The sequence below is a fragment of the Halomonas sp. BLK-85 genome (genome assembly GCF_044792155.1).
Taxonomy (GTDB): domain Bacteria; phylum Pseudomonadota; class Gammaproteobacteria; order Pseudomonadales; family Halomonadaceae; genus Vreelandella.
Map to the genome: position 1 here is coordinate 1167406 of NZ_CP087731.1, position 23332 is coordinate 1190737.

The 23332-nt window shown below is 53.7% G+C and carries 19 protein-coding genes; 14 read left to right on the plus strand and 5 right to left on the minus strand.

What is annotated here, in order from left to right:
• The first annotated feature begins 246 nt into the window (after nucleotides 1-246).
• The 5 genes from topA (at nucleotide 247) to LL947_RS05230 (ending at nucleotide 5072) form a co-directional block, all read left to right on the plus strand.
• Nucleotides 247-2874 (plus strand): type I DNA topoisomerase, encoded by a 2628-nt coding sequence (gene topA, locus LL947_RS05210; RefSeq protein WP_499834149.1) that lies wholly within the window; start codon nucleotides 247-249, stop codon nucleotides 2872-2874.
• Nucleotides 2871-3332: a DUF6586 family protein gene (locus LL947_RS05215; RefSeq protein ID WP_404417097.1), complete on the plus strand. Its 462-nt coding sequence runs from the start codon at nucleotides 2871-2873 to the stop codon at nucleotides 3330-3332. The genes topA and LL947_RS05215 overlap by 4 nt, the downstream gene beginning before the upstream one ends.
• Nucleotides 3333-3471: 139 nt before the next feature.
• Entirely contained in the window at nucleotides 3472-3942 is a 471-nt protein-coding gene (locus tag LL947_RS05220) for a 2-hydroxyacyl-CoA dehydratase (protein WP_499834150.1), read from the plus strand.
• 38 nt (nucleotides 3943-3980) lie between these two features.
• The gene (locus LL947_RS05225; RefSeq protein WP_499834151.1) at nucleotides 3981-4601 is read left to right on the plus strand and encodes a L,D-transpeptidase family protein; all 621 of its coding nucleotides are present in this window, start codon (nucleotides 3981-3983) and stop codon (nucleotides 4599-4601) included.
• Nucleotides 4602-4808: 207 nt separating this feature from the next.
• Nucleotides 4809-5072: an Lpp/OprI family alanine-zipper lipoprotein gene (locus LL947_RS05230; RefSeq protein WP_404417106.1), complete on the plus strand. Its 264-nt coding sequence runs from the start codon at nucleotides 4809-4811 to the stop codon at nucleotides 5070-5072.
• A 174-nt stretch (nucleotides 5073-5246) separates the two neighbouring features.
• Here LL947_RS05230 and LL947_RS05235 read toward each other — a convergent pair whose 3' ends face one another.
• Both LL947_RS05235 and mfd read right to left on the minus strand, forming a co-directional pair.
• Nucleotides 5247-6407 carry a L,D-transpeptidase family protein gene (locus LL947_RS05235; protein WP_499834152.1) on the minus strand — a complete coding sequence of 387 codons (1161 nt, stop codon included), beginning with the start codon at nucleotides 6405-6407 and terminating at the stop codon, nucleotides 5247-5249.
• Nucleotides 6408-6537: 130 nt separating this feature from the next.
• The gene (mfd, locus tag LL947_RS05240; RefSeq protein WP_499834153.1) at nucleotides 6538-9987 is read right to left on the minus strand and encodes a transcription-repair coupling factor; all 3450 of its coding nucleotides are present in this window, start codon (nucleotides 9985-9987) and stop codon (nucleotides 6538-6540) included.
• A 209-nt stretch (nucleotides 9988-10196) separates the two neighbouring features.
• Here mfd and LL947_RS05245 point away from each other — a divergent pair, with 209 nt between their 5' ends.
• The 8 genes from LL947_RS05245 (at nucleotide 10197) to nqrM (ending at nucleotide 18399) form a co-directional block, all read left to right on the plus strand.
• Nucleotides 10197-11654 (plus strand): glyceraldehyde-3-phosphate dehydrogenase, encoded by a 1458-nt coding sequence (locus LL947_RS05245; RefSeq protein WP_404417115.1) that lies wholly within the window; start codon nucleotides 10197-10199, stop codon nucleotides 11652-11654.
• Between the two features lie 297 nt (nucleotides 11655-11951).
• Entirely contained in the window at nucleotides 11952-13301 is a 1350-nt protein-coding gene (locus LL947_RS05250; RefSeq protein WP_499834154.1) for a Na(+)-translocating NADH-quinone reductase subunit A, read from the plus strand.
• A complete protein-coding gene (locus LL947_RS05255; protein WP_404417120.1) occupies nucleotides 13301-14527 on the plus strand; it encodes an NADH:ubiquinone reductase (Na(+)-transporting) subunit B in 1227 nt (408 codons plus the stop codon). Before LL947_RS05250 ends, LL947_RS05255 begins: the two co-directional genes overlap by 1 nt.
• Entirely contained in the window at nucleotides 14527-15345 is an 819-nt protein-coding gene (locus LL947_RS05260; protein WP_499834155.1) for a Na(+)-translocating NADH-quinone reductase subunit C, read from the plus strand. Before LL947_RS05255 ends, LL947_RS05260 begins: the two co-directional genes overlap by 1 nt.
• 3 nt (nucleotides 15346-15348) lie before the next feature.
• Nucleotides 15349-16017, plus strand: coding sequence for an NADH:ubiquinone reductase (Na(+)-transporting) subunit D (locus tag LL947_RS05265; protein ID WP_499834156.1), 669 nt, complete (start codon nucleotides 15349-15351; stop codon nucleotides 16015-16017).
• 1 nt (nucleotide 16018) lies between these two features.
• Nucleotides 16019-16636, plus strand: a complete 618-nt coding sequence (gene nqrE, locus LL947_RS05270) for an NADH:ubiquinone reductase (Na(+)-transporting) subunit E (RefSeq protein ID WP_290823390.1) — start codon at nucleotides 16019-16021, stop codon at nucleotides 16634-16636.
• A gap of 74 nt (nucleotides 16637-16710) precedes the next feature.
• On the plus strand, nucleotides 16711-17943 hold the full coding sequence (gene nqrF, locus LL947_RS05275) for an NADH:ubiquinone reductase (Na(+)-transporting) subunit F (protein ID WP_290823391.1): 1233 nt from the start codon (nucleotides 16711-16713) through the stop codon (nucleotides 17941-17943).
• A gap of 195 nt (nucleotides 17944-18138) precedes the next feature.
• A complete protein-coding gene (gene nqrM, locus LL947_RS05280) occupies nucleotides 18139-18399 on the plus strand; it encodes a (Na+)-NQR maturation NqrM (RefSeq protein ID WP_499834157.1) in 261 nt (86 codons plus the stop codon).
• A gap of 11 nt (nucleotides 18400-18410) precedes the next feature.
• Here nqrM and holA read toward each other — a convergent pair whose 3' ends face one another.
• Genes holA through leuS form a run of 3 tightly spaced genes read right to left on the minus strand, consistent with a single transcriptional unit; the run spans nucleotide 18411 to nucleotide 22551 of the window.
• Nucleotides 18411-19469 carry a DNA polymerase III subunit delta gene (gene holA, locus LL947_RS05285; protein ID WP_499834158.1) on the minus strand — a complete coding sequence of 353 codons (1059 nt, stop codon included), beginning with the start codon at nucleotides 19467-19469 and terminating at the stop codon, nucleotides 18411-18413.
• Nucleotides 19466-19969, minus strand: coding sequence for an LPS-assembly lipoprotein LptE (locus tag LL947_RS05290; protein WP_499834159.1), 504 nt, complete (start codon nucleotides 19967-19969; stop codon nucleotides 19466-19468). The genes holA and LL947_RS05290 overlap by 4 nt, the downstream gene beginning before the upstream one ends.
• A complete protein-coding gene (leuS, locus tag LL947_RS05295; RefSeq protein WP_290823395.1) occupies nucleotides 19966-22551 on the minus strand; it encodes a leucine--tRNA ligase in 2586 nt (861 codons plus the stop codon). Before leuS ends, LL947_RS05290 begins: the two co-directional genes overlap by 4 nt.
• Before the next feature lie 154 nt (nucleotides 22552-22705).
• Between leuS and LL947_RS05300 the strand changes: the two genes are divergently transcribed.
• Nucleotides 22706-23215 carry a zinc ribbon-containing protein gene (locus LL947_RS05300; protein ID WP_499834160.1) on the plus strand — a complete coding sequence of 170 codons (510 nt, stop codon included), beginning with the start codon at nucleotides 22706-22708 and terminating at the stop codon, nucleotides 23213-23215.
• Nucleotides 23216-23332: the final 117 nt, after the last annotated feature.

Sequence of the window (23332 nt, forward strand, 5' to 3'; positions counted from 1 at the left end):
GCTCGGGGCGTTTTTGTATGCATGAAATTTTCCGGAGGTTGCCGTTTCGAGTCTGGCAGTCTAGTGTCTAGCTGAAGTTGTCAGGCAAGCATACGCTGGTTTAACGTTGTTCAAGGCTGGCGCTTCTGCATGGCCTGGGGTAGGGTAAGCGCATTTTTCAGGCGTGCAGCAGTCAATCAGTTTACGCACGTTTTTGCATTCATCCGCCGCCTCACATCAGCCGGCACAATATTTAAGTGGAGCACTATGGGCAAGTCACTGGTCATCGTCGAGTCGCCAGCCAAGGCGAAGACGATCAACAAGTATCTCGGCAACGATTTTATCGTGAAGTCGAGCGTGGGTCATATTCGTGACCTGCCGACCAGCGGCTCGGGCAAAACGGCCTCTGACCCCAAGGAACGTGCCCGTCAGGCGGCGCTAACGCGTAAAATGTCGCCCGAAGAGAAGGCCGTTTATAAAAAGCACAAAGCGCATGATCAACTGATCCGTCGCATGGGAATAGACCCTGATAACGGTTGGCAGGCCCATTACGAAATCCTGCCAGGCAAGGAAAAAGTGGTTGCCGAGCTAAAAAAACTGGCTGAGAAAGCCGATGCGGTATATCTGGCCACGGATTTGGACCGCGAAGGCGAAGCGATAGCCTGGCACCTGCGAGAAACCATCGGTGGTGCTAATGAGCGCTACAAGCGCGTGGTCTTTAACGAGATTACCAAGAATGCGATTCAGGATGCATTCAAGGCCCCTGGCACACTTAATATTCCCAGGGTGGAGGCACAGCAAGCCAGGCGCTTTCTGGATCGAGTGGTCGGTTTCATGCTGTCGCCGTTGCTATGGGCCAAGATCGCGCGAGGGTTATCGGCGGGTCGGGTGCAATCGGTGGCCGTGCGCCTGATTGTTGAGCGCGAACGCGAGATTCGCGCCTTTGTGCCAGAAGAGTTCTGGGACGTGCATGCGGATCTGGTGTCGCCAGACGGTGAGGCGATACGGTTTGAGTTGGCACGGTATAAGGGAAAAGCATTTCGGCCTGCCAGCGAAGCGCAAACCATGGATCAGATTGCCGCCCTGCGTCATACTCAACTGGCGATCACCTCGCGGGAGGACAAGCCGACCCGTTCAAAGCCTAACGCCCCTTTCATAACCTCGACGCTCCAGCAGGCAGCGAGTAGTCGTCTTGGTTTTTCGGTCAAGAAAACCATGACAATGGCCCAGCGCCTCTATGAGGCAGGCTACATTACCTATATGCGTACCGATTCAACCAATCTTTCCAAGGATGCGGTTGAAAGTGCGCGTGCCTATATTGGTGATGTTTATGGCGCGCAATATCTTCCAGAAGCGCCCATTCGCTACTCCAGCAAGGAAAGCGCCCAGGAAGCTCACGAGGCCATTCGTCCTTCCAGCGTAGAGCGTAAAGCCACGGAGCTAGCCAGCATGGAAAGGGATGCCGAGCGACTGTATGAGCTGATCTGGCGGCAATTCGTGGCTTGCCAGATGACACCTGCCGAATACCTTTCCACCACCCTGAACGTTGAGGTTGACGGCTATGAGCTACGTGCCAAGGGGCGCGTGCTTAAGTTTGATGGTTACACCCGGGTGATGAAACCAGCGGGTAAAAACGAAGACCAGCAGTTGCCGGACTTGGCAAAAGGCACCCTGATGCAGTTGGATAAGCTCGACCCTCAGCAGCACTTCACCAAGCCGACAGCGCGATATTCTGAAGCGGCACTAGTGAAAGAGCTGGAGAAACAGGGAATCGGTCGACCGTCCACCTATGCGTCGATTATTTCAACGATTCAGGATCGCGGTTATGTCAAGCTTGAAAATCGTCGTTTTTATGCCGAGAAGCTTGGCGATATTGTGACCGAGCGGCTTAAGGAGTCTTTCCCCGACCTGATGGATTTCTCATTTACGGCGCGTATGGAAGACAGCCTTGATGAGGTAGCTGAAGGTGAGCGCAATTGGCGTGCCTTGCTGGATGCCTTCTATCACGAATTTCGTGATGAACTGGCAAAAGCCGAAAGCGAAGACGGTATGCGTCCCAACCAGCCGGTGCCAACGGATATCGACTGCCCGAGCTGCGGACGCAAGATGCAGATTCGTACCGCATCGACTGGCGTCTTTCTGGGTTGCAGTGGTTATAATCTGCCTCCCAAGGAGCGTTGCAAGACCACCATCGACCTTATCCCGGGAGAGGAAGCGGTGGCCGCTGATGCCGGAGACGAAGCTGAAGCTGATGCATTGCGAGCTAAACGCCGCTGTCCCAAGTGTGGCACGGCTATGGATAATTACCTGATAGATGAAACCCGCAAGCTACATATCTGCGGTGAGAGCCCTGATTGCGATGGCTATGAAGTGGAAACTGGCAAATTCAAGATAAAAGGCTATGAAGGGCCTGTTATTGAATGTGATAAGTGCGGCAGTGAGATGCAGCTCAAGTCGGGCCGGTTTGGCAAGTATTTTGGTTGTACCAATAGCGAGTGTAAGAATACCCGCAAGTTACTGAAAAGCGGCGAAGTAGCACCACCGAAGATGGATCCGATCGAGATGCCGGAATTGGCCTGCCAGAAAGTAGAGGATCATTACGTGCTGCGGGATGGTGCCAGTGGTCTGTTCCTGGCGGCCAGTAAGTTCCCGAAAAATCGCGAAACCCGTCCGCCTCTGGTCAAGGAGCTGAAAGCTCATGCAGACGAGCTTCCAGAGAAATATCATTTTATTCTCAAGGCACCGACTGAAGACCCGGAGGGACGTCCCGCACAGATTCGTTTCTCACGTAAGAACAAGGAGCAATATGTGATGACCGATGAAGACGGTAAAGCCACAGGGTGGAAAGCGACGTTTGCTAATGGTCAATGGCAGGTTGAGGACAAGCGTAAATGACCCCGAAATCGCGCACTAATCAGCTTTTCTATCATGCCCAGCTGATGGGAGACATGCCTGCTGGCGATGACGAACATACGACGGCCCGCAAGATGGCCATCGAGGAGAGCGCCCTGGCGCTTCTGGAACTGGCCCTGGAGTCGATGCTCAAGGAGCTTACCGAGCATGCGCGCCTGGACACTCACCGCTGGCAAACACTACTGGCTGTCGATGGGCCTGATGTGGCAGAACTTCAACGGTTAAGGGACATTGCCGCTGACGGCGAGTCGTGGCTCGGTTGGCTGGTATTTCAGCTGGAAAGGCTGCATAGCGATCAGGGGGCTGCCCGTCGACCGGTCGCCAACCCTGGAATGATAGCGCTTGGTAGTGAAACCGAATTTGCTGATCAACTACTGCAGTGCATTCAATCGGCTAAAGCCGAGATGGCAGAATTGCGTGAAACCAGTCAGGAATGGTAGCCGTCAACAAGAATGATCAAGGTGAAAGGGTGAGCTGCCAGGTATCCACTAAAAAAGCATGCCGTCAGCGGGTAAACCTTGTTAACTTGTAATTTGTACAGATGACGTAAACCATTGACCACAAGTGGATGAGGAGACAATGATGCGCTATCACCAGGTAAAGGATCTGGTTGTCTGGGCGGCTGACTTTCATCAACGCATGGCTCAACAGTTTGAAGAGGCAGTGCGCAAGTCGGAATCAGAGCGCTCCCGTATGGTTCTGGATTATCTTGCCGGGCGTGAAAGACGAATGGCTCGGGGGCTTGAAAGCGTATTCGACGATGGTTCTGATCATACCGATGTGCTGGAAACCTGGTTCGATGACCCCACTGATTTTCCGCAGCCTCCGGTGCTTGTCCAGATGGTTGAACAAGCGGTCGCCCATGACGATATTGATGCGGCCATGAAAACGGCCCTGAACGCAAATGATACGCTCAAAGCAATGTACGAGTACCGAGCAGAAAAAGCGGTTATCGAACCTGAACAGGCATTCTTTGTTTCTCTGGCCGAAGGGCATGAGAGTGAAGCGCGCCAGATTGTCACTCACCTTGAAGAATTTTCTGACCTTTGAGCATACGGCGACAAGGTTAGTGTTTTGAGACATGTCCAATGCCCATCAATCGTCGTCAGTTTCTTGTTTATGCGCTGTCTCTTCCTGCATCATCTTCGATGGCGAACATGCCCGCTCAAGAAGAGCCGGACCTGATTGCCACACTCATATCACGTGCTCATGTGCCGCGTTTCACTGACGAAGTCTGGGTATTGGTTGATGATCAGGAAGCTACATTAAGCGTTTATCAGGGCAGCAAGCGATTGGCGCATTATGCGCCAGTATCCCTGGGTCGATCTGGAGCAGAAACTCAAAGGGTACGAGGCAGTAATGTAACACCCAAGGGCGAGTTTCGTATCAACCGGTTTAATTATGAAAGCCGTTGGCATATTTTTGTTGGCATCGATTACCCCACACCTGCACATGCGCGAATGGCCTTGAGAACTGGCGTTTACACCGATCAGGACTATGAGGAATATTTTGCATATTACCGTCAGCACGGCTCCCCACCGCAGGACACAGTGCTGGGTGGTGCCATTGGCATTCATGGCCTTGGAGGCGCAGATCCTGATATCCATGAACAATTTCACTGGACTCAAGGGTGTGTGGCATTAACAAACGCTCAGATTGAGCGTTTTAGCCAGTTAATCGATATTGGCACTCGCGTCGTTATCCGTTAGGCTGAATCTGCCAAAATAAGTATTTATTTTAGAAAAGCGGCTATAGACAAATGTTGTGGACTATAATACAACAACTTCTGTCGATTGTGCCCAAGCGCACATGTCGCTGAAATGAACCTGCATCGCAGGTAGGTAGTGTTCGTCAGCATTAGCTGCAACGCTATCTTGCCTTTAACGTAGCACCAAGGAAGACTCAAGGAGAACTATATGACTCTGAAGACTACTCTCAAGCTGTCTGTCGCCGCAGCTTCTCTGGCCGTTCTGGCAGGTTGTGCTTCTACCAGCGCTCTGGAAGAAGTTCGCATGACGGCAGAATCTGCACAGGCAGACGCTGCAGAAGCGCGCAGCATGGCTTCTCAGGCAATGAATACTGCCAATCAGGCACAGCGTGACGCGCAAGCGGCCATGCAGATGTCTGAACAGAACCGCGAAGAAATGAATCGCATGTTTGAGCGCTCCATGCAAAAGTAAGATATTTTCATTACTCACCTGAAAGCCTGCTTTCAGGTAAATAGTTCTAAAACCATGATCACCTGGCGGTAATGAAACCTTTGGTTCTTGTGTTTCAGGCCTGTCGGTAGTTCTAACAGGCTCTTATCAACCAGCGTGAATTAAAAAGCCCTGCTTCGGCAGGGCTTTTTATTTTCAGGCATCAGGTGATGGACTGAACGTATTACTCAATTCGATTTCATCTAGCAGTCCTTTGTTCAATTGCTCAGATCCAGATCCAGATCCAGATCCAGATCCGGTTTCAGGCTCAGGCTCAGCAGGCAGTTGTGGGCCATACACCGCAATCATCTGTGCGTTAGGTTGCTCGATGACTTTCTTGATCTGAGCATAATCGACGCTGATGTCATCGGGCGCTTTTTCTGCCACACGCCTAAGTGCTTCAAGCAAGGGTTCGAAGTTGCCCATGTTTTCTTCGAGCTGCGGAAAGGATTGCACGAAGAGGGTGCCGTCTCCAGCCCAGCCTGCTTTGAAGGGAATATCGACCAGGTTCACTTTGGTGCCGCTTGGCAGGCGCTCATACATCGACTCAATATCTTCAGGGTACATGCGGATGCAGCCTCGGCTGACGCGCATGCCCACACCGTCGGGGCGGTTGGTGCCGTGAATCAGATAGCTCGGCATGTCTAACAGAATGGCATGCTCCCCCAGCGGGTTTTGTGGCCCCGGCGGCACGATTTCGGGCGGGGGGTCGCCGCGCTCGGCGGCTTCCCGCCGCATGGAGGCTGGCGGTGCCCATGCAGGGTTTTCCACCTTGATGGTGGTGCGGGTGACGCCAACCGGGGTTGCAAACTCCTCGCGGCCTACGCTGACAGGGTAGGTTTCGACAATCTCCTGATTATCGTCCGGATAATAATAAAGGCGCAGTTCTGAGAGGTTGATCACAACGCCTTCACGCGGAACGGGGGGAAGAATGTACTGGGCAGGGATAACCACCTCGGTGCCTTTTCCAGGCACCCAAAGACTGACATCCGGGTTAGCCATGCGGATTTCTTCATAACCAATATTATGGCGGCGTGCAATATCAATCAGCGTCTCGGCGTGATCGCTAACCGTGATGGAATAGTGTTTGCCAATAATGTCGCCTTCTTCAGGCATAATGAATTGACCGCGAGGCAGCTCATTGGGGAGAGCGTTATGCGACCTCGCCAACTGGTCAGAAATGCCAACAGCGGGCGCTGCCTCCCTGGTCGTTTGAGCAAGACTCGGGGTGGAGACCCAAGCAGCGGCCACCAGTAAGACGGCAGGCAAGCTGACGGTGAACAGCTTTTTCGACCGAAGCATTGGGTGAGTGGTCATGCAGTATCCCTCAGGTTTTTTTAGGTTCTGTTTGTGCCATCGGTACATAAATGCTAGAACGCGCACAGTTAGACTTCCATAAGAATCAGGCTGGGCAACCGGGTATTTCGGTACAGTTTGTAGCGTAACATCAAGCGACGGCTACTTTCTGATTCAGCTGGTCAAGCAGGGTTTCCAGTTGTTTGAAACGTGCATCGACGGATGCCATCGGCAGTTCAAAGCGCAATGTGTCTGAGCCCTCGAGGCGAAACTGCTGGGATGAGCGCTGGATCAGGTTGACCAGCGTCATGGGGTCCACAGGCGTCTCGCTTTCGAAAATGACCCTGCCGCGTGCTTCACCGGCTTCCAGTCTTTCAATGCCCAGTTGTTCCGCCCGCTGACGTAACCGGGTCTGACGAATCAGGTTCTTTAACGGCGCTGGCAGCAATCCGAAACGATCTATCAATTCGACCTGTAATTCCTTGAGCTGTTCACTGTTTTGGGTATTGGCGATTCGTTTGTACATGACCAGGCGCTGCTGGACATCCTGTATATAGTCAGCAGGTATCAGGGCCGGAAGGTTCAGGCTGATTTCCACACCCGTATTGAAGGGGGCGTTGATATTGGGTGTTTTACCTGAACGGATGGCCTTGACGGCGCGGTCGAGCATTTCCATGTACAGCGTATAGCCAATGGTTTCCATCTGACCGCTTTGTTCATCGCCAAGCAGTTCGCCGGCGCCGCGAATTTCCATATCGTGGCTGGCGAGCGTAAAGCCTGCGCCGAGGTCATCGGAAGCACTGATTGCTTCCAGGCGTTTTACGGCGTCCCGCGTCATGACTTTGGGAGGTGGGGTCATCAGATAGGCGTAAGCCTGATGATGGCTGCGGCCAACCCGTCCTCGTAACTGATGTAGCTGGGCAAGCCCGAACTTGTCTGCGCGTTCAATAATGATGGTATTGGCATTAGGCACATCGATGCCGGTTTCAATAATGGTCGAACAGACAAGTACATTGAAGCGACGATGGTAAAAGTCTGACATGACGCGCTCAAGACTGCGTTCTGGTAGCTGGCCATGGGCCACGGCAACCCGGGCGTCAGGCACCAACTCGCGTATTTTTTCTGCCGTGTTTTCAATCGTCTTGACTTCGTTATGCAGAAAGTAGACCTGCCCCCCGCGCAGGATTTCGCGAAGCAGGGCTTCCTTTATAGTGCCGTCTTCATGGCGCTGGACAAAGGTTTTGACAGATAGACGCCGGGCGGGCGGTGTAGCAATGATCGACAGGTCCCGAATGCCGCTCATGGCCATATTCAGGGTACGCGGAATAGGCGTGGCGGTCAGGGTCAGAATATCAACCTCAGCGCGTAGGGTCTTGAGCTTTTCTTTCTGGGCGACGCCAAAACGGTGTTCCTCGTCAATAATCAGCAAGCCCATCCTGGGTAACTCTACGCTTTTGGAAAGCAGTTTGTGGGTGCCAATCACGATATCGGTTTGACCCTCGCGAATACGTGACAGGGTTTCATTCATGGTCTTGCCCTGAGTGAAACGTGATATCAGGCTGATATTCACTGCCGTATCGGCAAACCGGTCGCGGAAATTCTCATAGTGTTGACGAGCCAGCAGAGTAGTGGGCACCAGTACCACTACCTGACGATTGGATTGAGCTGCCAGGAAGGCTGCACGCATGGCAACTTCTGTCTTGCCAAACCCTACGTCCCCACAAACGACTCTATCCATCGGCTGGGGTGAGGTCATGTCCTTGATCACCGCTTCAATGGCGGCTTGCTGATCAGGCGTTTCCTCAAAGGGGAAGCTGGCTGCAAAGCGTTGATATTCATCGTCTGGAGCGGCATAAACCACGCCTTCCTGGGCTTCGCGACGAGCATAGATATCCAGTAGTTCGGCGGCAGTGTCGCGGATTTTTTCAGCGGCTTTCTTGCGCGCCCTCTCCCACTGATCCGAGCCGAGTTTATGCAGCGGCGCCAATTCATCTGCGCTGCCACTATAGCGTGATATAAGGTGCAGACTGTCGACCGGCACATAAAGCCTGGCGCTATTGGCATACTCTAGGGCAAGGAATTCATTGGCCTGGCCGCCTGCCTCAAGGGTTTCAAGCCCCAGGTAGCGCCCAACACCATGGGCTTGATGAACGATGGGGGCGCCTTCTTTCAATTCGGAAAGATGGCGAACGGCAAACTCATTGTCGTCAGTCACTTTTTCGCGTCGACGACTTTGGCGTACCACTTCACCAAACAGCTCAGATTCGGTAACCACGGCCAGATCAGGATTTTCAAGCCACAGACCCTGAGTTATCAGGCCTTCACTGATCGCATAAGGTAGTTGGCTGTCAAGAAAGTCGGCAAAGCGTGTGACATAGGGTAGCTTGAGCGACAGTGGGGCGAGTAGATCTTCAAGGGCTTCACGGCGACCACGGGATTCAACAACAAAGAGTACGCGTGTTTGGGGATAAGTGGCCAGGAAGTGTTCAAGTGCTGCCAAAGGCGTCTTGCTGCGGGCATTGATGGTGACCTCAGGCAGGGTGCGCGCCTGCGGTACCTGAGCATGCCGATTGTCCTGATCCCTGGTTAACTCAACCCGTGGGTGTTGGTTGATAGCGGCAAAAATATCGTTACTGGCAATAAAAGCGCGATGGGGTGGCAACAAGGGGCGTGTCGGGTCAACGCCCAGATTGGCATAGCGCGCCTCGATAGATGCCCAATGTTGCTCGGCGGCATCGCGAATCCCGGGCATCAGGGCAACCTGGGTGGCATCACTCAGATGTTCAAACAGGGAGGCGGTCTGTTCAAAAAATAGGGGTAGATACTGTTCAAGACCTGGTGATGGTATGGCTTTCAGGGCATCGTTATATAAAGGACACTGACGTGGATCAACATCGAAAAGCGTTTCAAAGTTTTCCCGAAAGCAGGCAATGGCGCTGCGGCTGAGCGAATATTCGTGGGCAGGCAAAAGCTCAATATCATTGATCTTTTCAGTCGTGCGCTGTGAGCCCGGATCAAACAGACGCAGGGTTTCGATCTCGTCGTCAAACAGGTCAATACGGATGGGTGCATCGACGCCCATGGGGTAGAGGTCGATCAAGGCGCCACGCAGAGCGTACTCGCCCGGCTCATACACAGTTTCTACAGCACGGTAACCTGCTCGGGAAAGCGCCTCGCGGAATGCTTCGCGATCCAGTCTGTCGCCCGCTTTGAGTGACATCACGCGCCCGGCAATATACGCCACCGGTGGAAGGCGCTGCATCAGGGTATTGATCGGAACCAGCACAATGCCGTGAAGGCCGTCCTGCAGCTGGCGCAAGGTACGCAGGCGCGCCGAGACGATATCCTGATGAGGAGAGAAGCTGTCATAAGGCAGTGTTTCCCAGTCAGGAAAAGGTAGCACTGGTGTCTCGGTGTAAAAGCTGAGCGCCTGTTCCAGGGTCTGCGCATCCGCCGTGCTTGGCGTAATCACCATTAAAGGTGCCTTGCGCGCCAGGCGGGCCAGCCCCAGTGCGACCGCGCTACCTGGTGGATTTTCCCAGTAAAGCGTTTCACGCGCCCCTTTCGGCGCAGGCGGTTCCAGTAAAGAGAAAGTCGGCATAATGGAAATATCGGCTGCACAAAAAATGAAAACCCCGATGATACACGACGATGACGGCTGGCGGCTTGGACCGGCGTATTTTTGTAGTCGAAAACGTGTTTGTGTAATCTCCTTACACGTAGTGCGACTAACCAGTGATTGCAGCCCTGATGCCAGGTCGGGATAATCATCCTTCTTTTTCCTACATTTCCACCACGATGAGGTCGCCCGTGAGCCAGCAAACGCTCGATAACATATTTCAGGAATGGCAAAGTAATGAAGCACTCGCCGAGCAGATGATACCTCTCGTCGGCCGTCTTTATCGCCAGAATAACGTTGTCGCCACTATGTTCGGGCGTTCGCTGATCAAGCGCTCTGTCATCCGCATCCTGAAAGACCACCGTTTTGTACGCAAAATTGAAGGCACTGAGCTGTCTGTTCAGGATACTTTTCCGATTGTCAAAGCCATGTGTGATCTGAACCTGGGACCGGCTCATGTGGATATTGGCAAACTTGGCGTGATGCTGAAAAAGCAGGGCGGTGGCGACGTCGAGGCCTTCCTGCGCAAAGAGCTGCATGAAATTGTTGATGGTTACCAGCCCGGTGCAAGCATAGGTGAACCTAAAGACGTTGTTCTCTATGGCTTTGGTCGCATTGGTCGCCTGCTGGCACGCATCCTGGTCGAGAAAGCCGGTGGCGGCAACCTGTTGCGCCTGCGTGCTATCGTAGTGCGTGGGCGTGGTGACGTTGCCAAGGACCTGGAAAAGCGCGCCAGTCTGCTGCGTCGCGATTCTGTTCATGGTCCTTTTGAGGGCACGATCAGTATTGATGTAGAGGCACGGACTCTGACGGTAAACGGTAACGTCGTGCAGGTCATCTATGCCGACTCGCCAGAAGAGATCGACTATACCCATTACGCTATTGATAATGCGGTTGTGGTTGACAATACCGGTATCTGGCGGGACGAGGCCGGCCTTGGCCAGCACCTGGCCTGCAAGGGCGTTTCAAAAGCCCTGTTAACAGCGCCTGGAAAGGGTTCAATCAAGAACATCGTTTATGGTATCAATCATGATGATGTGACAGAGGACGACAAGATCCTATCTGCAGCATCCTGCACCACTAATGCTATCGTGCCGGTCCTCAAAGCACTGAATGACCAGTATGGTGTGGTCACTGGTCATGTGGAAACGGTGCATGCTTATACCAACGACCAGAACCTTATCGACAATTACCATAAAGGCGACCGTCGTGGCCGCAGTGCGGCGCTGAATATGGTCTTGACTGAAACCGGTGCGGCCAAGGCGGTGGCCAAGGCGCTTCCCGAGCTCGAGGGCAAGCTCACGGGTAATGCCATCCGCGTGCCAACGCCTAATGTTTCCATGGCGATCCTGAACCTGACTCTGGAGAAGGGTACTGACGCGGAAGCCCTGAATGACTATCTTCGCGATGTATCCATCAATTCTTCCTATCAGAAGCAGATCGATTTTGTTGATTCGCCTGAAGTGGTGTCATCTGATTTCGTGGGCAATCGGCATGCCGGTATCGTGGATGCCAAGGCGACCATTGCCAACGATAATCATGCTGTCGTCTATGTGTGGTACGACAATGAATTCGGTTACAGCTGCCAGGTAGTAAGGATTCTTCAGCAAATGTCCAACGTCACTTTTCTGAAGCTACCGCATGCCTGATCGAGCTTCATCATCAGCCCATATCAACGCCACCTACGGGTGGCGTTTTGGTTTCTGTGAGATCCTGAAACGGGTGACCATTGGGTCCATGGCACTTTAGGCCTATAGCACTTTTGGCGAGCGTCAGGGATGTGGTCATTGGACGCGGATATCTTTATAATGGGATAGATCTTTGGGGTGGTTTGAGTTTGCTTCAAGCTTCAAGCCTGACTGGTAACAATCTGAGAAACTAATAAGAATTCGAATCCATTCGAACCCCTTATCTTCGTTTATCCGATCCATCAACTGGGCGAGACTATGATCGAAGTCAAGAAAGGCCTGGATCTCCCCATCACGGGAGCGCCCGAGCAACGCATTGAAGATGCCAAGCACGTGCGTCACGTGGCAATCCTGGGCACTGACTATGTTGGTATGAAACCGACTATGGAAGTCAAGGAAGGGGATAAGGTCAAACTGGGCCAATTGCTCTTCACTGATAAGAAAATTGCTGGCGTGCGTTTTACGTCGCCAGCATCAGGTGAGGTCGTTGCCATTAATCGTGGCGAGAAGCGTCGCTTACTGTCTGTGGTTATCAAGGTTGACGAGAGTGAAGAAGCGGTCCCGTTTGCTTCCCACGAGCGTGCAAACCTCGAAAGCCTTGAACGGCAGGGCATTGTTGATCAACTGGTTGAGTCGGGCATGTGGACGGCATTGCGCACGCGTCCGTTTTCCCGTACGCCTGAAACCGACAGTGTGCCCGCAGATATATTTGTCACTGCCATTGATACGCATCCCTTAAGCCCTGATCCTGCTCTGATCATCAATGAGCAGCCCCAGGCATTTGAGGATGGCCTGAAGGTGTTGGCAAGGTTGACCGAAGGTAAGGTTTTCCTGTGTAGCGGCCCGGACAGCAATATCCCGGGTGGCGACATTAGCGGCGTCCAGGAAGAGACTTTCTCAGGACCGCATCCTGCCGGCCTTGTGGGTACGCACATCCATCACCTTTCTCCGGTTGCACTGCACAAAAAAGTCTGGCACATCGGCTACCAGGATGTGATTGCCTATGGCAAGCTGTTTACTGAAGGTAAGATTGATACGCAGCGAACTATTGCCATTGGTGGCCCCAGAGCTGACAAGCCGCGTCTTGTGCGCACCCGGATAGGTGCCAGCACTGAGGAACTATTGAAGGGTGAAGTGATCCAACCCGATGACACACGAGTTATCTCTGGTTCTGTCTTTTCTGGTATGACCGCAGAGGGAAACGTCAGTTTCCTGGGGCGCTTCCATCAGCAGATCAGTCTGTTGGAAGAAGGAAACAAGCGTACTTTCATGGGTTGGCTATCCCCAGGTGCTAACAAGCACTCGGTATTAGGAATCTATATTTCCAAAATCAAGGGGCTCAGCAACTATGCGCCGACGACATCCACCAATGGTTCGGAAAGGGCCATGGTACCGGTCGGTGCCTATGAGAAGATCATGCCGTTAGACGTCATGCCAACTCAGCTGTTGCGTTCACTGATCGTGGGTGACATTGAAGTTGCCATGCAACTGGGGTGTCTGGAGCTGGATGAAGAGGATTTGGCCCTGTGTACCTATGTTTGCCCAGGCAAATATGAGTACGGCCCGATCCTTCGTGATAATCTCACCATGATCGAGAAAGAGGCCTGATGATGGGTATTAGACAAACACTCGACAACCTCGAACCCAACTTCCACAAAGGTGGTAAGTACGAAAAGTTCTATCCCCTTTATGAAGCGGTCGATACGATTTTCTACTCGCCACCCACCGTGGCAAAGACCACTGCTCACGTGCGTGACGGTATAGACCTGAAACGCATCATGATCACGGTTTGGATGTGTACTTTCCCAGCCATGTTCTTTGGTATGTGGAATGCCGGCTGGCAGGCCAATACCGCTATTGATGCAGGCTATGCTTCCATGGCGGGCTGGCGTGAAGCCATCATGATGACCCTGGCCGGCGGACATGATCCGAGCAGCCTGTGGGCAAACTTTGTGCTGGGTGCTACCTATTTCCTGCCGATCTATCTGGTCACTTTTGTGGTGGGTGGTTTCTGGGAGGTAATGTTCGCTATCAAGCGCGGCCATGAAGTCAACGAAGGGTTCTTTGTGACGTCTGTGCTGTTTGCGCTGATCCTGCCTGCTACCATCCCGCTCTGGCAGGTGGCACTGGGGATTACCTTTGGTGTTGTTATTGGTAAGGAAATTTTCGGGGGTACCGGAAAGAACTTCCTCAACCCTGCGCTGACAGGTCGTGCATTCCTGTACTTTGCCTATCCGGCACAGATTTCAGGTGATGCTGTCTGGGTCGCTGCGGACGGCTATACGGGGGCTACGGCCTTGTCGATGGCTTTCCAGGACGGCATGTCTGCGCTGTCTTCCACATTCAGCTGGACAGATGCTTTCCTTGGCTTTGTTCCAGGTTCAGTGGGTGAAGTATCAACGCTGGCCATCTTCATTGGTGCGGCAGTTCTGCTCTGGACGCGAATTGCTTCCTGGCGGATCATGCTGGGGGTTTTCCTTGGCATGGTGATCACCAGCACTCTGTTTAACCTGATCGGCTCAGAATCCAACCCGATGTTTGCAATGCCCTGGTACTGGCACCTGGTGATAGGTGGTTTTGCCTTCGGCATGGTGTTCATGGCGACAGACCCCGTTTCGTCATCCATGACAAATCAAGGGCGTCTGGTATTCGGTGCGCTGATTGGTGTCATGACTGTACTGATCCGCGTTGTCAATCCAGCCTTCCCGGAAGGCATCATGTTGGCGATTCTTTTTGCTAACCTGTTTGCACCGTTGATCGACCACTTCTTTGTCCAGGCCAACATCAAGCGTCGCGAGAAGCGCGTGGGTGCTCCGGCCGAGGAGATTGCCTGATGGCTCAAGGTAATAATTCGATCAAGAAGATCCTGACCGTGGCGCTTGCCCTGTGTGTCGTCTGCTCGATTATCGTATCGACAGCCGCCGTTGCACTGCGCCCCATGCAGCAGACCAATCAGGAACTTGATCGTAAATCCAATATTCTCAATGTGGCCAAGCTCTATGAGCCAGGCATGAATATTGAAGCGACTTTCCAAGACAAGATTACTGCTCGCGTGGTTGATCTGCGCTCGGGTGAATATACCGATCAGTTTGATCCGGAGACCTTCAACCAGTTTGAAGCAGCGCGTGACCCTGCAACAGGCCGGACACTGTCCGGTGATCAGGATATCGCAGGGCTGTCGCGGGTTGAAAACTTCGCTACCATCTACCTTGTCGGCGACGTCGACGACCCCGACCAGATTGTCCTGCCCATTCGTGGGCAGGGCCTTTGGGGAAGCATGATGGGCTTTTTGTCTGTGGAAGGTGATGGCAATACCATTGTCAGTATTACCTACTATGATCACAGTGAAACGCCTGGCCTAGGGGCTGAAGTGAACAACCCACGTTGGCAGGCGCAGTGGGAAGGCAAAAAGATCTATGAAGAAGAGGGTGATCTTTCGCCGGAAATCCATCTGACCAAAGGCGGTGCAAGTTCCGAGTACGAAGTTGACGCTCTGTCAGGTGCCACCCTCACCAGCAATGGTGTGACTGACATGCTGCAGTTCTGGATGAGCCCTGAGGGCTTTGGTGAGTATCTGGCGAAATTCCGCAGTGGAGTCACCCAGGATGAAGCTCAGCAAGCCGATGTCGAACTCGAATCGGAAGGAGCCTAAAACATGGCAGACGATACGCCTAAAAGTGTCCTGACGGCACCTATTTTCAAGAACAATCCCATTGCACTACAGATTCTGGGAATATGTTCAGCGCTTGCCGTCACCACAAGCATGAGCGTTTCGCTGGTAATGGCACTTGCCGTTATCTTCGTGACCGCTTTCTCTAACCTGTTTGTTTCATTGATTCGTAACCACATCCCTTCGTCGATCAGGATCATCGTTCAGATGACGATAATCGCGTCATTGGTCATCGTGGTGGATCAGATTCTTAAAGCCTATGCCTACGAGATGTCCAAGCAACTCTCGGTATTCGTTGGATTGATTATTACCAACTGTATCGTGATGGGGCGGGCTGAAGGTTTTGCCATGTCGAATACGCCGGGCATGTCTTTTCTGGACGGTGTTGGTAACGGCATTGGTTACGGTTTTGTCCTCATGGTTGTCGGTTTTTTCCGCGAGCTCTTGGGGGCGGGCAGTGTATTTGGTGTCACCATTCTGGAAACTGTCCAGAACGGTGGCTGGTACGTGCCTAACGGTATGATGCTGCTGCCACCTTCAGCCTTCTTTATTATTGGGCTCTTGATCTGGGTACTGCGTGCAGTCAACCCGGAACAGGTAGAATCCAACGAGTTCAAGATGAAAGAAAATACCCAGCCGAAGGAGGCCGTGTAACATGGAACATTATCTGAGCCTTTTCGTTGCTTCGGTATTTGTCGAGAACCTGGCGCTGGCCTTCTTCCTGGGCATGTGTACCTTTCTGGCTGTTTCCAAAAAGGTGTCATCAGCTTTTGGTCTGGGCATTGCGGTCATCGTTGTACTGACAATTTCCGTCCCGGTGAACAACCTCGTTTTCGGCTTTTTGCTGGCGGAAGGCGCCTTGTCCTGGACGGGGATCAGCGGTGCTGAAAATATTGACCTGTCCTTCCTGGGGCTGCTGAGCTATATCGGCGTTATTGCCGCTCTGGTTCAGATCCTGGAAATGTTCCTGGATAAGTACGTGCCGGCACTTTATAACGCCCTGGGTGTTTTCCTGCCGTTGATTACGGTCAACTGTGCAATCCTCGGTGGCGTTCTGTTCATGGTGGAGCGTAACTATAATTTCGGTGAATCCGTTATGTATGGTTTTGGCTCCGGTGTTGGCTGGGCGCTCGCAATCACGGCACTGGCCGGTATTCGTGAAAAGCTGAAGTACAGCGATGTGCCTGCCGGGTTGCAGGGTCTGGGCATCACCTTTATCACTGTGGGCCTGATGTCACTGGGCTTTATGTCATTCTCAGGCATACAGCTTTAATGGGAGATGGTTTTTCTGGCAGCGCCTCAAGGCGCTGCCTGTTCACTGAAAACCCTCAGCAATAGGAAACCGATATGGTTGATACAACTGTCATCTTGCTCGGTGTCGTCATGTTTACCATCATCGTCATCAGTTTGACGGCGATTATTCTGGCGGCCCGCAGTAAATTAGTAAGTAGCGGGGATGTAACCATTGAAGTGAATGGTGATCCTGAACATACCCTGTCTACCCAGGCCGGTGGCAAGCTTCTGAATACGCTTGCAGCCAATGGCATCTTCCTTTCATCCGCCTGCGGCGGTGGCGGCTCCTGTGCACAGTGCAAGTGTCGGGTAGAAGAAGGCGGCGGCTCTATTCTACCGACCGAAGAATCGCACTTCACCATGCGTGAGAAGAAGGAGGGCTGGCGTCTTTCCTGTCAGGTGCCTGTCAAGCAGGACATGAAAGTTGAAGTGCCGGAAGAGGTCTTTGGCGTCAAGAAGTGGGAAACTGAAGTGACCGCCAATCCTAACGTGGCCACCTTTATCAAGGAGCTGAACCTTAAACTGCCGGAAGGTGAAGAAGTTGCTTTCCGAGCCGGTGGTTATGTGCAGCTGGTCGCGCCGCCCTACGATATCAAATTCTCCGATTTCGATATCGAAGAAGAATATCGTGGCGATTGGGAAAAGTTTGGCCTGTTCGACATTTCTCACAAGAATGATGAAGAAATCATTCGTGCCTATTCGATGGCTAACTATCCGGACGAGAAAGGGCTTCTCAAGTTCAATATCCGCATCGCGACGCCGCCCCCCGGCACCAGTCATCCGCCTGGGCTGATGTCTACCTATGTGTTCAGCCTGAAACCGGGTGACAAGGTAACCGTCATGGGGCCCTTTGGTGAGTTCTTCGCCAGGGACACTGATGCTGAAATGGTGTTTATTGGCGGTGGTGCGGGAATGGCACCGATGCGCAGCCATATTTTTGATCAGCTCAAGCGTCTGAAATCAAGCCGCAAGATCTCGTTCTGGTACGGTGCGCGCTCCTGGCGTGAAACCTTCTACAACGAAGAATATGACAAGCTGGCTGAAGAGTTCCCCAATTTTGAGTGGCACCTGGCACTGTCCGATCCCCAGCCGGAAGACAACTGGGATGGGCCGACCGGCTTTATTCACAATGTTCTGTATGAGAACTACCTGAAGGACCACCCGGCGCCTGAAGATTGCGAGTATTACATGTGCGGGCCGCCGATGATGAATGCTTCCTGCATCAAGCTATTGCTTGATCTGGGCGTGGAGCCTGAAAATATCCTGCTGGATGACTTTGGCGGGTAACTTCTACTCCGATCAGTGCAGCGGGGCGAGCCATTTGGCTGGCCCCGTTTTTGTATCTGCCATGATTGGTCGAAAAGGGCACTATGAGCGTATAATGTTGTCAATCAGGGCAGGGCAGACGTGAAGCCTGTTTATTGTTGTATTGGCTGCCACGCACGTCGAGTCTACTCTCACTGTTCAACGAGGTATTCAGCAATGGCAATCTGGTTATTGGTATTTGGTTTCATGCTTCTGGTGATGGGCGCTATGGCGGTCGGTGTGATTCTGGGCCGCAAGCCTATTGCGGGCTCATGCGGTGGTCTGAATCAGATCGGGATGAAAAATGGCTGTGATATCTGTGGCGGCAAGGACGCCGTTTGCGAAGAAGAAAATCGCAAACGGCGTGGCGTTTCCGTTCGCCGTACCAGCGATGAAAGTCGCGGTGCCGATCTCGGCTACAATGCCAGTCGCCGCTGATGGATAGAACGCTAATGCAGCCGGTAGGTCCAGGCTGATTCTGCAAGCAGACCACGGCCACCGGCCAGGGTAAAAGCAAGGTCATGCAATCCTGGCCAAAGTGGTACTGGTGATGCGCCTTTGACAGCCAGATCCAGTCGCTGGGCCATCAGCAGAAGCTTGTGCAGGCGCTTCATGGGCAAGCGCTGAATGGCTTGCTGGTAAATCGGGCGACGTTTATCAAAAATCATTGGCTTTTGCGCCTTGCAGGCATGTTCAAGGCTCTGTCCCTGATCGATATGCTGATGAATGGATAGCAGGGTGCGCAATTCACGGCTCAATGCCCAAAGCACAATCGGTGCCTCAACGCCTTCGCTTTGCAAACCGTGGACGATACGAGACACCCTGGAGGCTTCTCCTTTCAGACAGGCATCCGCCAGGTTGAAAACATCAAAGCGTGAATTATCTTCCACACCCTGAGCAATGGTATCAGCGCCGATGCGTGCATTCGGCGGGAGCATCAGCGCCAGTTTCTGCAATTCCTGATCAGCCGCCAGCAGGTTGCCTTCGGTACGTTCACCCAGCAGGCGGGCCGCATCCATATCCAGTTGTAACCCATGCAAGCCAGCACGGTCGCGTAGCCAATAGCCCAGACGGGAGGCATCCACTGGCCAGACTGGCACAAACAGGCCGTGTTTATCCAGCGCCTTGAACCAGGCGCTTTTTTGTTGCTTGGCATCCAGCTTACCCATACTGAGTAGCAGGATATCGTCGCTGCTGTCCATCTGTTCAGCATAATAGCTCAGCATCTTGCTGCCTTCTTGTCCCAGCTTCTGGTTGCCCAGGCGCACATCAATCAGCTTGCGCGAGGCAAACAGGGACAGGTTGCCGGCAATATCCAGCAAACGGCCCCAGGCAAAGTTGGGTTCAACGTCAATTACTTCTCTTTCTTCAACGCCTGCCTGTCGGGCAGCGGCGCGTACGGCATCGCAGGCATCACGATGCTGAAGGGGCTCATCCCCGGCGACGATCACGACCTTGGGAAGACGCTTTTCAAGCGCGGCTGGCAACTTGTCAGCAAATACCTTCACTCAAACGCCTCCAAAGCACTGATGCGTTCGACGACACGCTGTGCCAGGCGTCTGGATAGCGTTAAACGCGTTTCTTCGATCAGGCTTTCACGGTTCAGCAGGTCATCATCATTAAGTCGCTGGCGGCTGATAACGGTAAGGGTCTGGTTGTTCAGCGCATAGCCGTCGCTTGAACGCTCTTGTACGGAGACGTCGACTTTCAGGGTGAATTCATGCTCCTGGCTGCCCGAATCCTCCCCGCCCAGGCGCCGCTGTTCAAGTGTCGGTGATGACAGGGTCAGCCGCCAGGGCGCCTCTTCGTCCATACCATTGCCAAGGTTGTTGAGCTCCACGGTCAGGTTGCGAGCCACAAGGCTGCGGGTATCGCCATCCAGTGCCATGGGAGGAATCTTGCCCTGGCGCTGGATGCCACGCAGCTGAAAACCACAACCGCCTAGCATGACAGCCGAAGCGGTTATACCTGCCATCAATGTAAGGCGCAGAAAGTGACGGCGCGTCATCCACTCACCACAATGTTGATCAGTTTGCCGGGCACGACGATGACCTTACGCACCGTCTTGCCGTCGATATGCCGCTGGACATTGTCATCGGCCATGGCCAGCGCTTCCACCGTGGCTTTGTCAGCATTGGCATCGACGTCAAGTCGGGCGCGCAGCTTGCCGTTGACCTGTACCACCAGTTCAATGGTGTCTCGGGTCAGGGCCTGTTCGTCCACCTGAGGCCAGCGAGCGTCAATCACAGGGTCAGCATGGTCCAGCCGCTCCCAGAGGATATGGCTGACGTGGGGCACGATGGGAGCCAGCAGCAGAACGCTGGCTTCCACAGCTTCACGGGCCACGGCCAAACCTTGTGGGCGAGTATCCTCGAATCTGGCGAGACTGTTGGAAAGCTCCATCACCGCCGCAATGGCGGTATTGAAGGTGATACGACGACCGATATCATCGCTGGCTTTCTTGATGGTTTCATGGGTCTTGCGGCGCATGGCTTTCTGGTCATCGTCCAGGCAGGCGATCTCCAGCGCAGGCGGCTGGCCGGCCGCGAGATGTTCCTGCACCTGTCGCCACAGGCGCTTGATAAAGCGATGCGCGCCTTCCACGCCAGATTCTGACCACTCCAGCGACTGCTCCGGCGGAGCGGCAAACATCATGAACAGGCGAACGGTATCAGCGCCGAACTTGTCAATCATCGATTGCGGGTCAACGCCATTGTTCTTGGACTTGGACATTTTCTCGATGCCACCCATCTCAACCGGCTGACCATCGCTGATCAGCAGGGCGCTGACCGGACGTCCCTTTTCATCACGCTTGACCTCGACATCTGCCGGGTTGAACCATTGCTTGCCGCCGTTGGAAGTGGTGCGATAATAGGTTTCAGCAATCACCATGCCCTGAGTGAGCAGGCGTTGGAAGGGTTCGCTGGTCTCGACCAGCCCGAAATCACGCATCAGCTTGGTGAAGAAGCGGGCATATAACAGGTGAAGAATAGCATGCTCGATGCCACCCACATAAAGATCAACCGGCAGCCAGTAGTTGACCCTGTCGTCGAGCATGGCGTCATGGTTATCCGCACAGCAGAAGCGCGCAAAATACCAGGAAGATTCCATAAAGGTGTCAAAGGTATCGGTTTCGCGCAGCCAACCATCGCCTAGCTCGGAGAATTCAGGCATTTTTTTCAACGGCGAGCCGGAGGCATCGACGGTGACTTCCATCGGCAGCTCAACCGGTAACTCCTCGTCAGTGAGCGGCACGGTTTCACCGGCGGGGCCGTATTTTACCGGAATCGGCGCCCCCCAGTAGCGCTGGCGGGCAACGCCCCAGTCGCGCAGGCGATAGTTGGTCTTGACCTCGCCACGGCCCAACTCTGCCAGCCTGGCGGCAATAGCCTCAAAGGCTGCGTTGAAATCCAGACCGTCAAACTCGCCGGAATTGATCAGCGTACCGTGGTCGGTATAGGCCCCATCAGAAAGGTCAGGGGTACTGCCATCTTCATTGGCAATCACCGGGAGAATCTCGATGGCGTACTTGGTGGCAAATTCCCAGTCGCGCTGGTCATGGGCAGGCACCGCCATCACCGCGCCAGTGCCGAATTCCATCAGTACAAAGTTGGCCACATAGACAGGCAGTTTCTTGCCAGTCAGTGGATGAATGGCAACATGCCCGGTGGGCAGGCCTTTCTTTTCGCGCTTGGCCATCTCGGCTTCAGAAGTGCCGCCCTTGGCGCATTCCTCACGGAAGTTGGCAATCTCAGCGCTGGTTTCAGCCGCCTGTTTGGCCAGCGGGTGGTCGGCGGCCACCGCCATGTAGCTGACTCCCATCAACGTATCCGGGCGGGTGGTGTAGACCGACAGCGGCTCGGCAGGCTGACCCGCTGCGGTTTCGATATCAAAGCTCAGTTCGACGCCACGTGATTTACCAATCCAGTTGCGCTGCATGGTCTTGACCTGTTCTGGCCAATCGATATGGTCCAGATCCGCCAGCAGTTCATCGGCGTAATCGGTAATCTTCAAAAACCACAGAGGGATTTCCTTACGCTCGACCAGGGCGCCGGAGCGCCAGCCACGACCTTCTATCACCTGCTCATTAGCCAGTACGGTCTGGTCGACCGGATCCCAGTTGACCGTCGACATCTTTTTGTACACCAGGCCTTTATCCACCAACCGGGTAAAAAACCACTGTTCCCAGCGGTAATAGCTGGTATCACAGGTGGCAAATTCGCGGCCCCAGTCATAGGCGAACCCCAGCGCTTTCAGCTGGTGACGCATATAGTCGATATTCTGGTAGGTCCACTTGGCGGGCGGCACCTGATTCTGGATCGCCGCGTTCTCAGCCGGCATGCCAAACGCATCCCACCCCATCGGCTGCATGACGTTCTTGCCCTGCATGCGCTGGAAGCGGGAGACCACATCGCCGATGGTGTAGTTACGCACGTGGCCCATATGCAGTTTGCCGCTTGGGTAAGGGAACATCGAGAGGCAGTAGAACTTCTCTTTTGAAGCATCCTCTACGGCTTTGAAGCACTGGTTCCTTTCCCAATACTGCTGTACCTGGTGTTCGAGTTCACGTGGGCTGTAATGTGCGTCCATCGGTTTGTTCAATGCCTTGGCGTGGGCGCCCGTAAAAATCGGGCAGGGTGAATGGTGAAAATCCAATGTATGTTGTCGCATGTGATTGTATCCTATGCGAGAGAAACCTTGAACGGTAACGCGACATGCGTGCAATGCGAGTAAGGAGAAGTTTATGCAACAGCATCAAGATAAACGCCTGCGAGAAGGCTATGAACGCCTGCTGGAGCGGTTGCAGAAAGGCGCCAACGAGCTCACCTGGGAAGCTCTGCAGAAAGACCTGGATGACGCGGTTGAATTTGAAGGCGAGCTGGAAGAATTCACCAAGGATGAGTTGGCCCTGCTGCGCGCCTGGGTAGAGCGCGACCTGAAAGACATGCGCTTCTTTCTGGCCGATACCGGTAAGCAGGTGGCGCAATGGCTGGACATTGATATCGATGCGCTATCACGCCGAGTGGCGGAATCGCTATTATCCATAGCCGACCGCAGTGTGGTCGAGCGTGAACGTTTTGAAGACGATCTGGAAGCGGCACGCGCTGATTACTGCGAAGGCGAGATGGCCGTCCCCGGCAAGATGGCCTGCGTGCACTGTGATGCCGTCGTCACCCTGGAGGAAGTCGCCCGCCTGGAGCCTTGCCACCAGTGTGGCCACCGTTACTTCTACCGCCTGTCGCAATCGTCCTAGATTTTCAACCGGGCGCCTGAAAGGCCGCATTATCACCATGCCGCTGCTTGATGCAGGGGCATGGGCCAGGCCGTGATGAGTGATATGGTCGCCACTCACTCAGAAACAGTTGGCCAT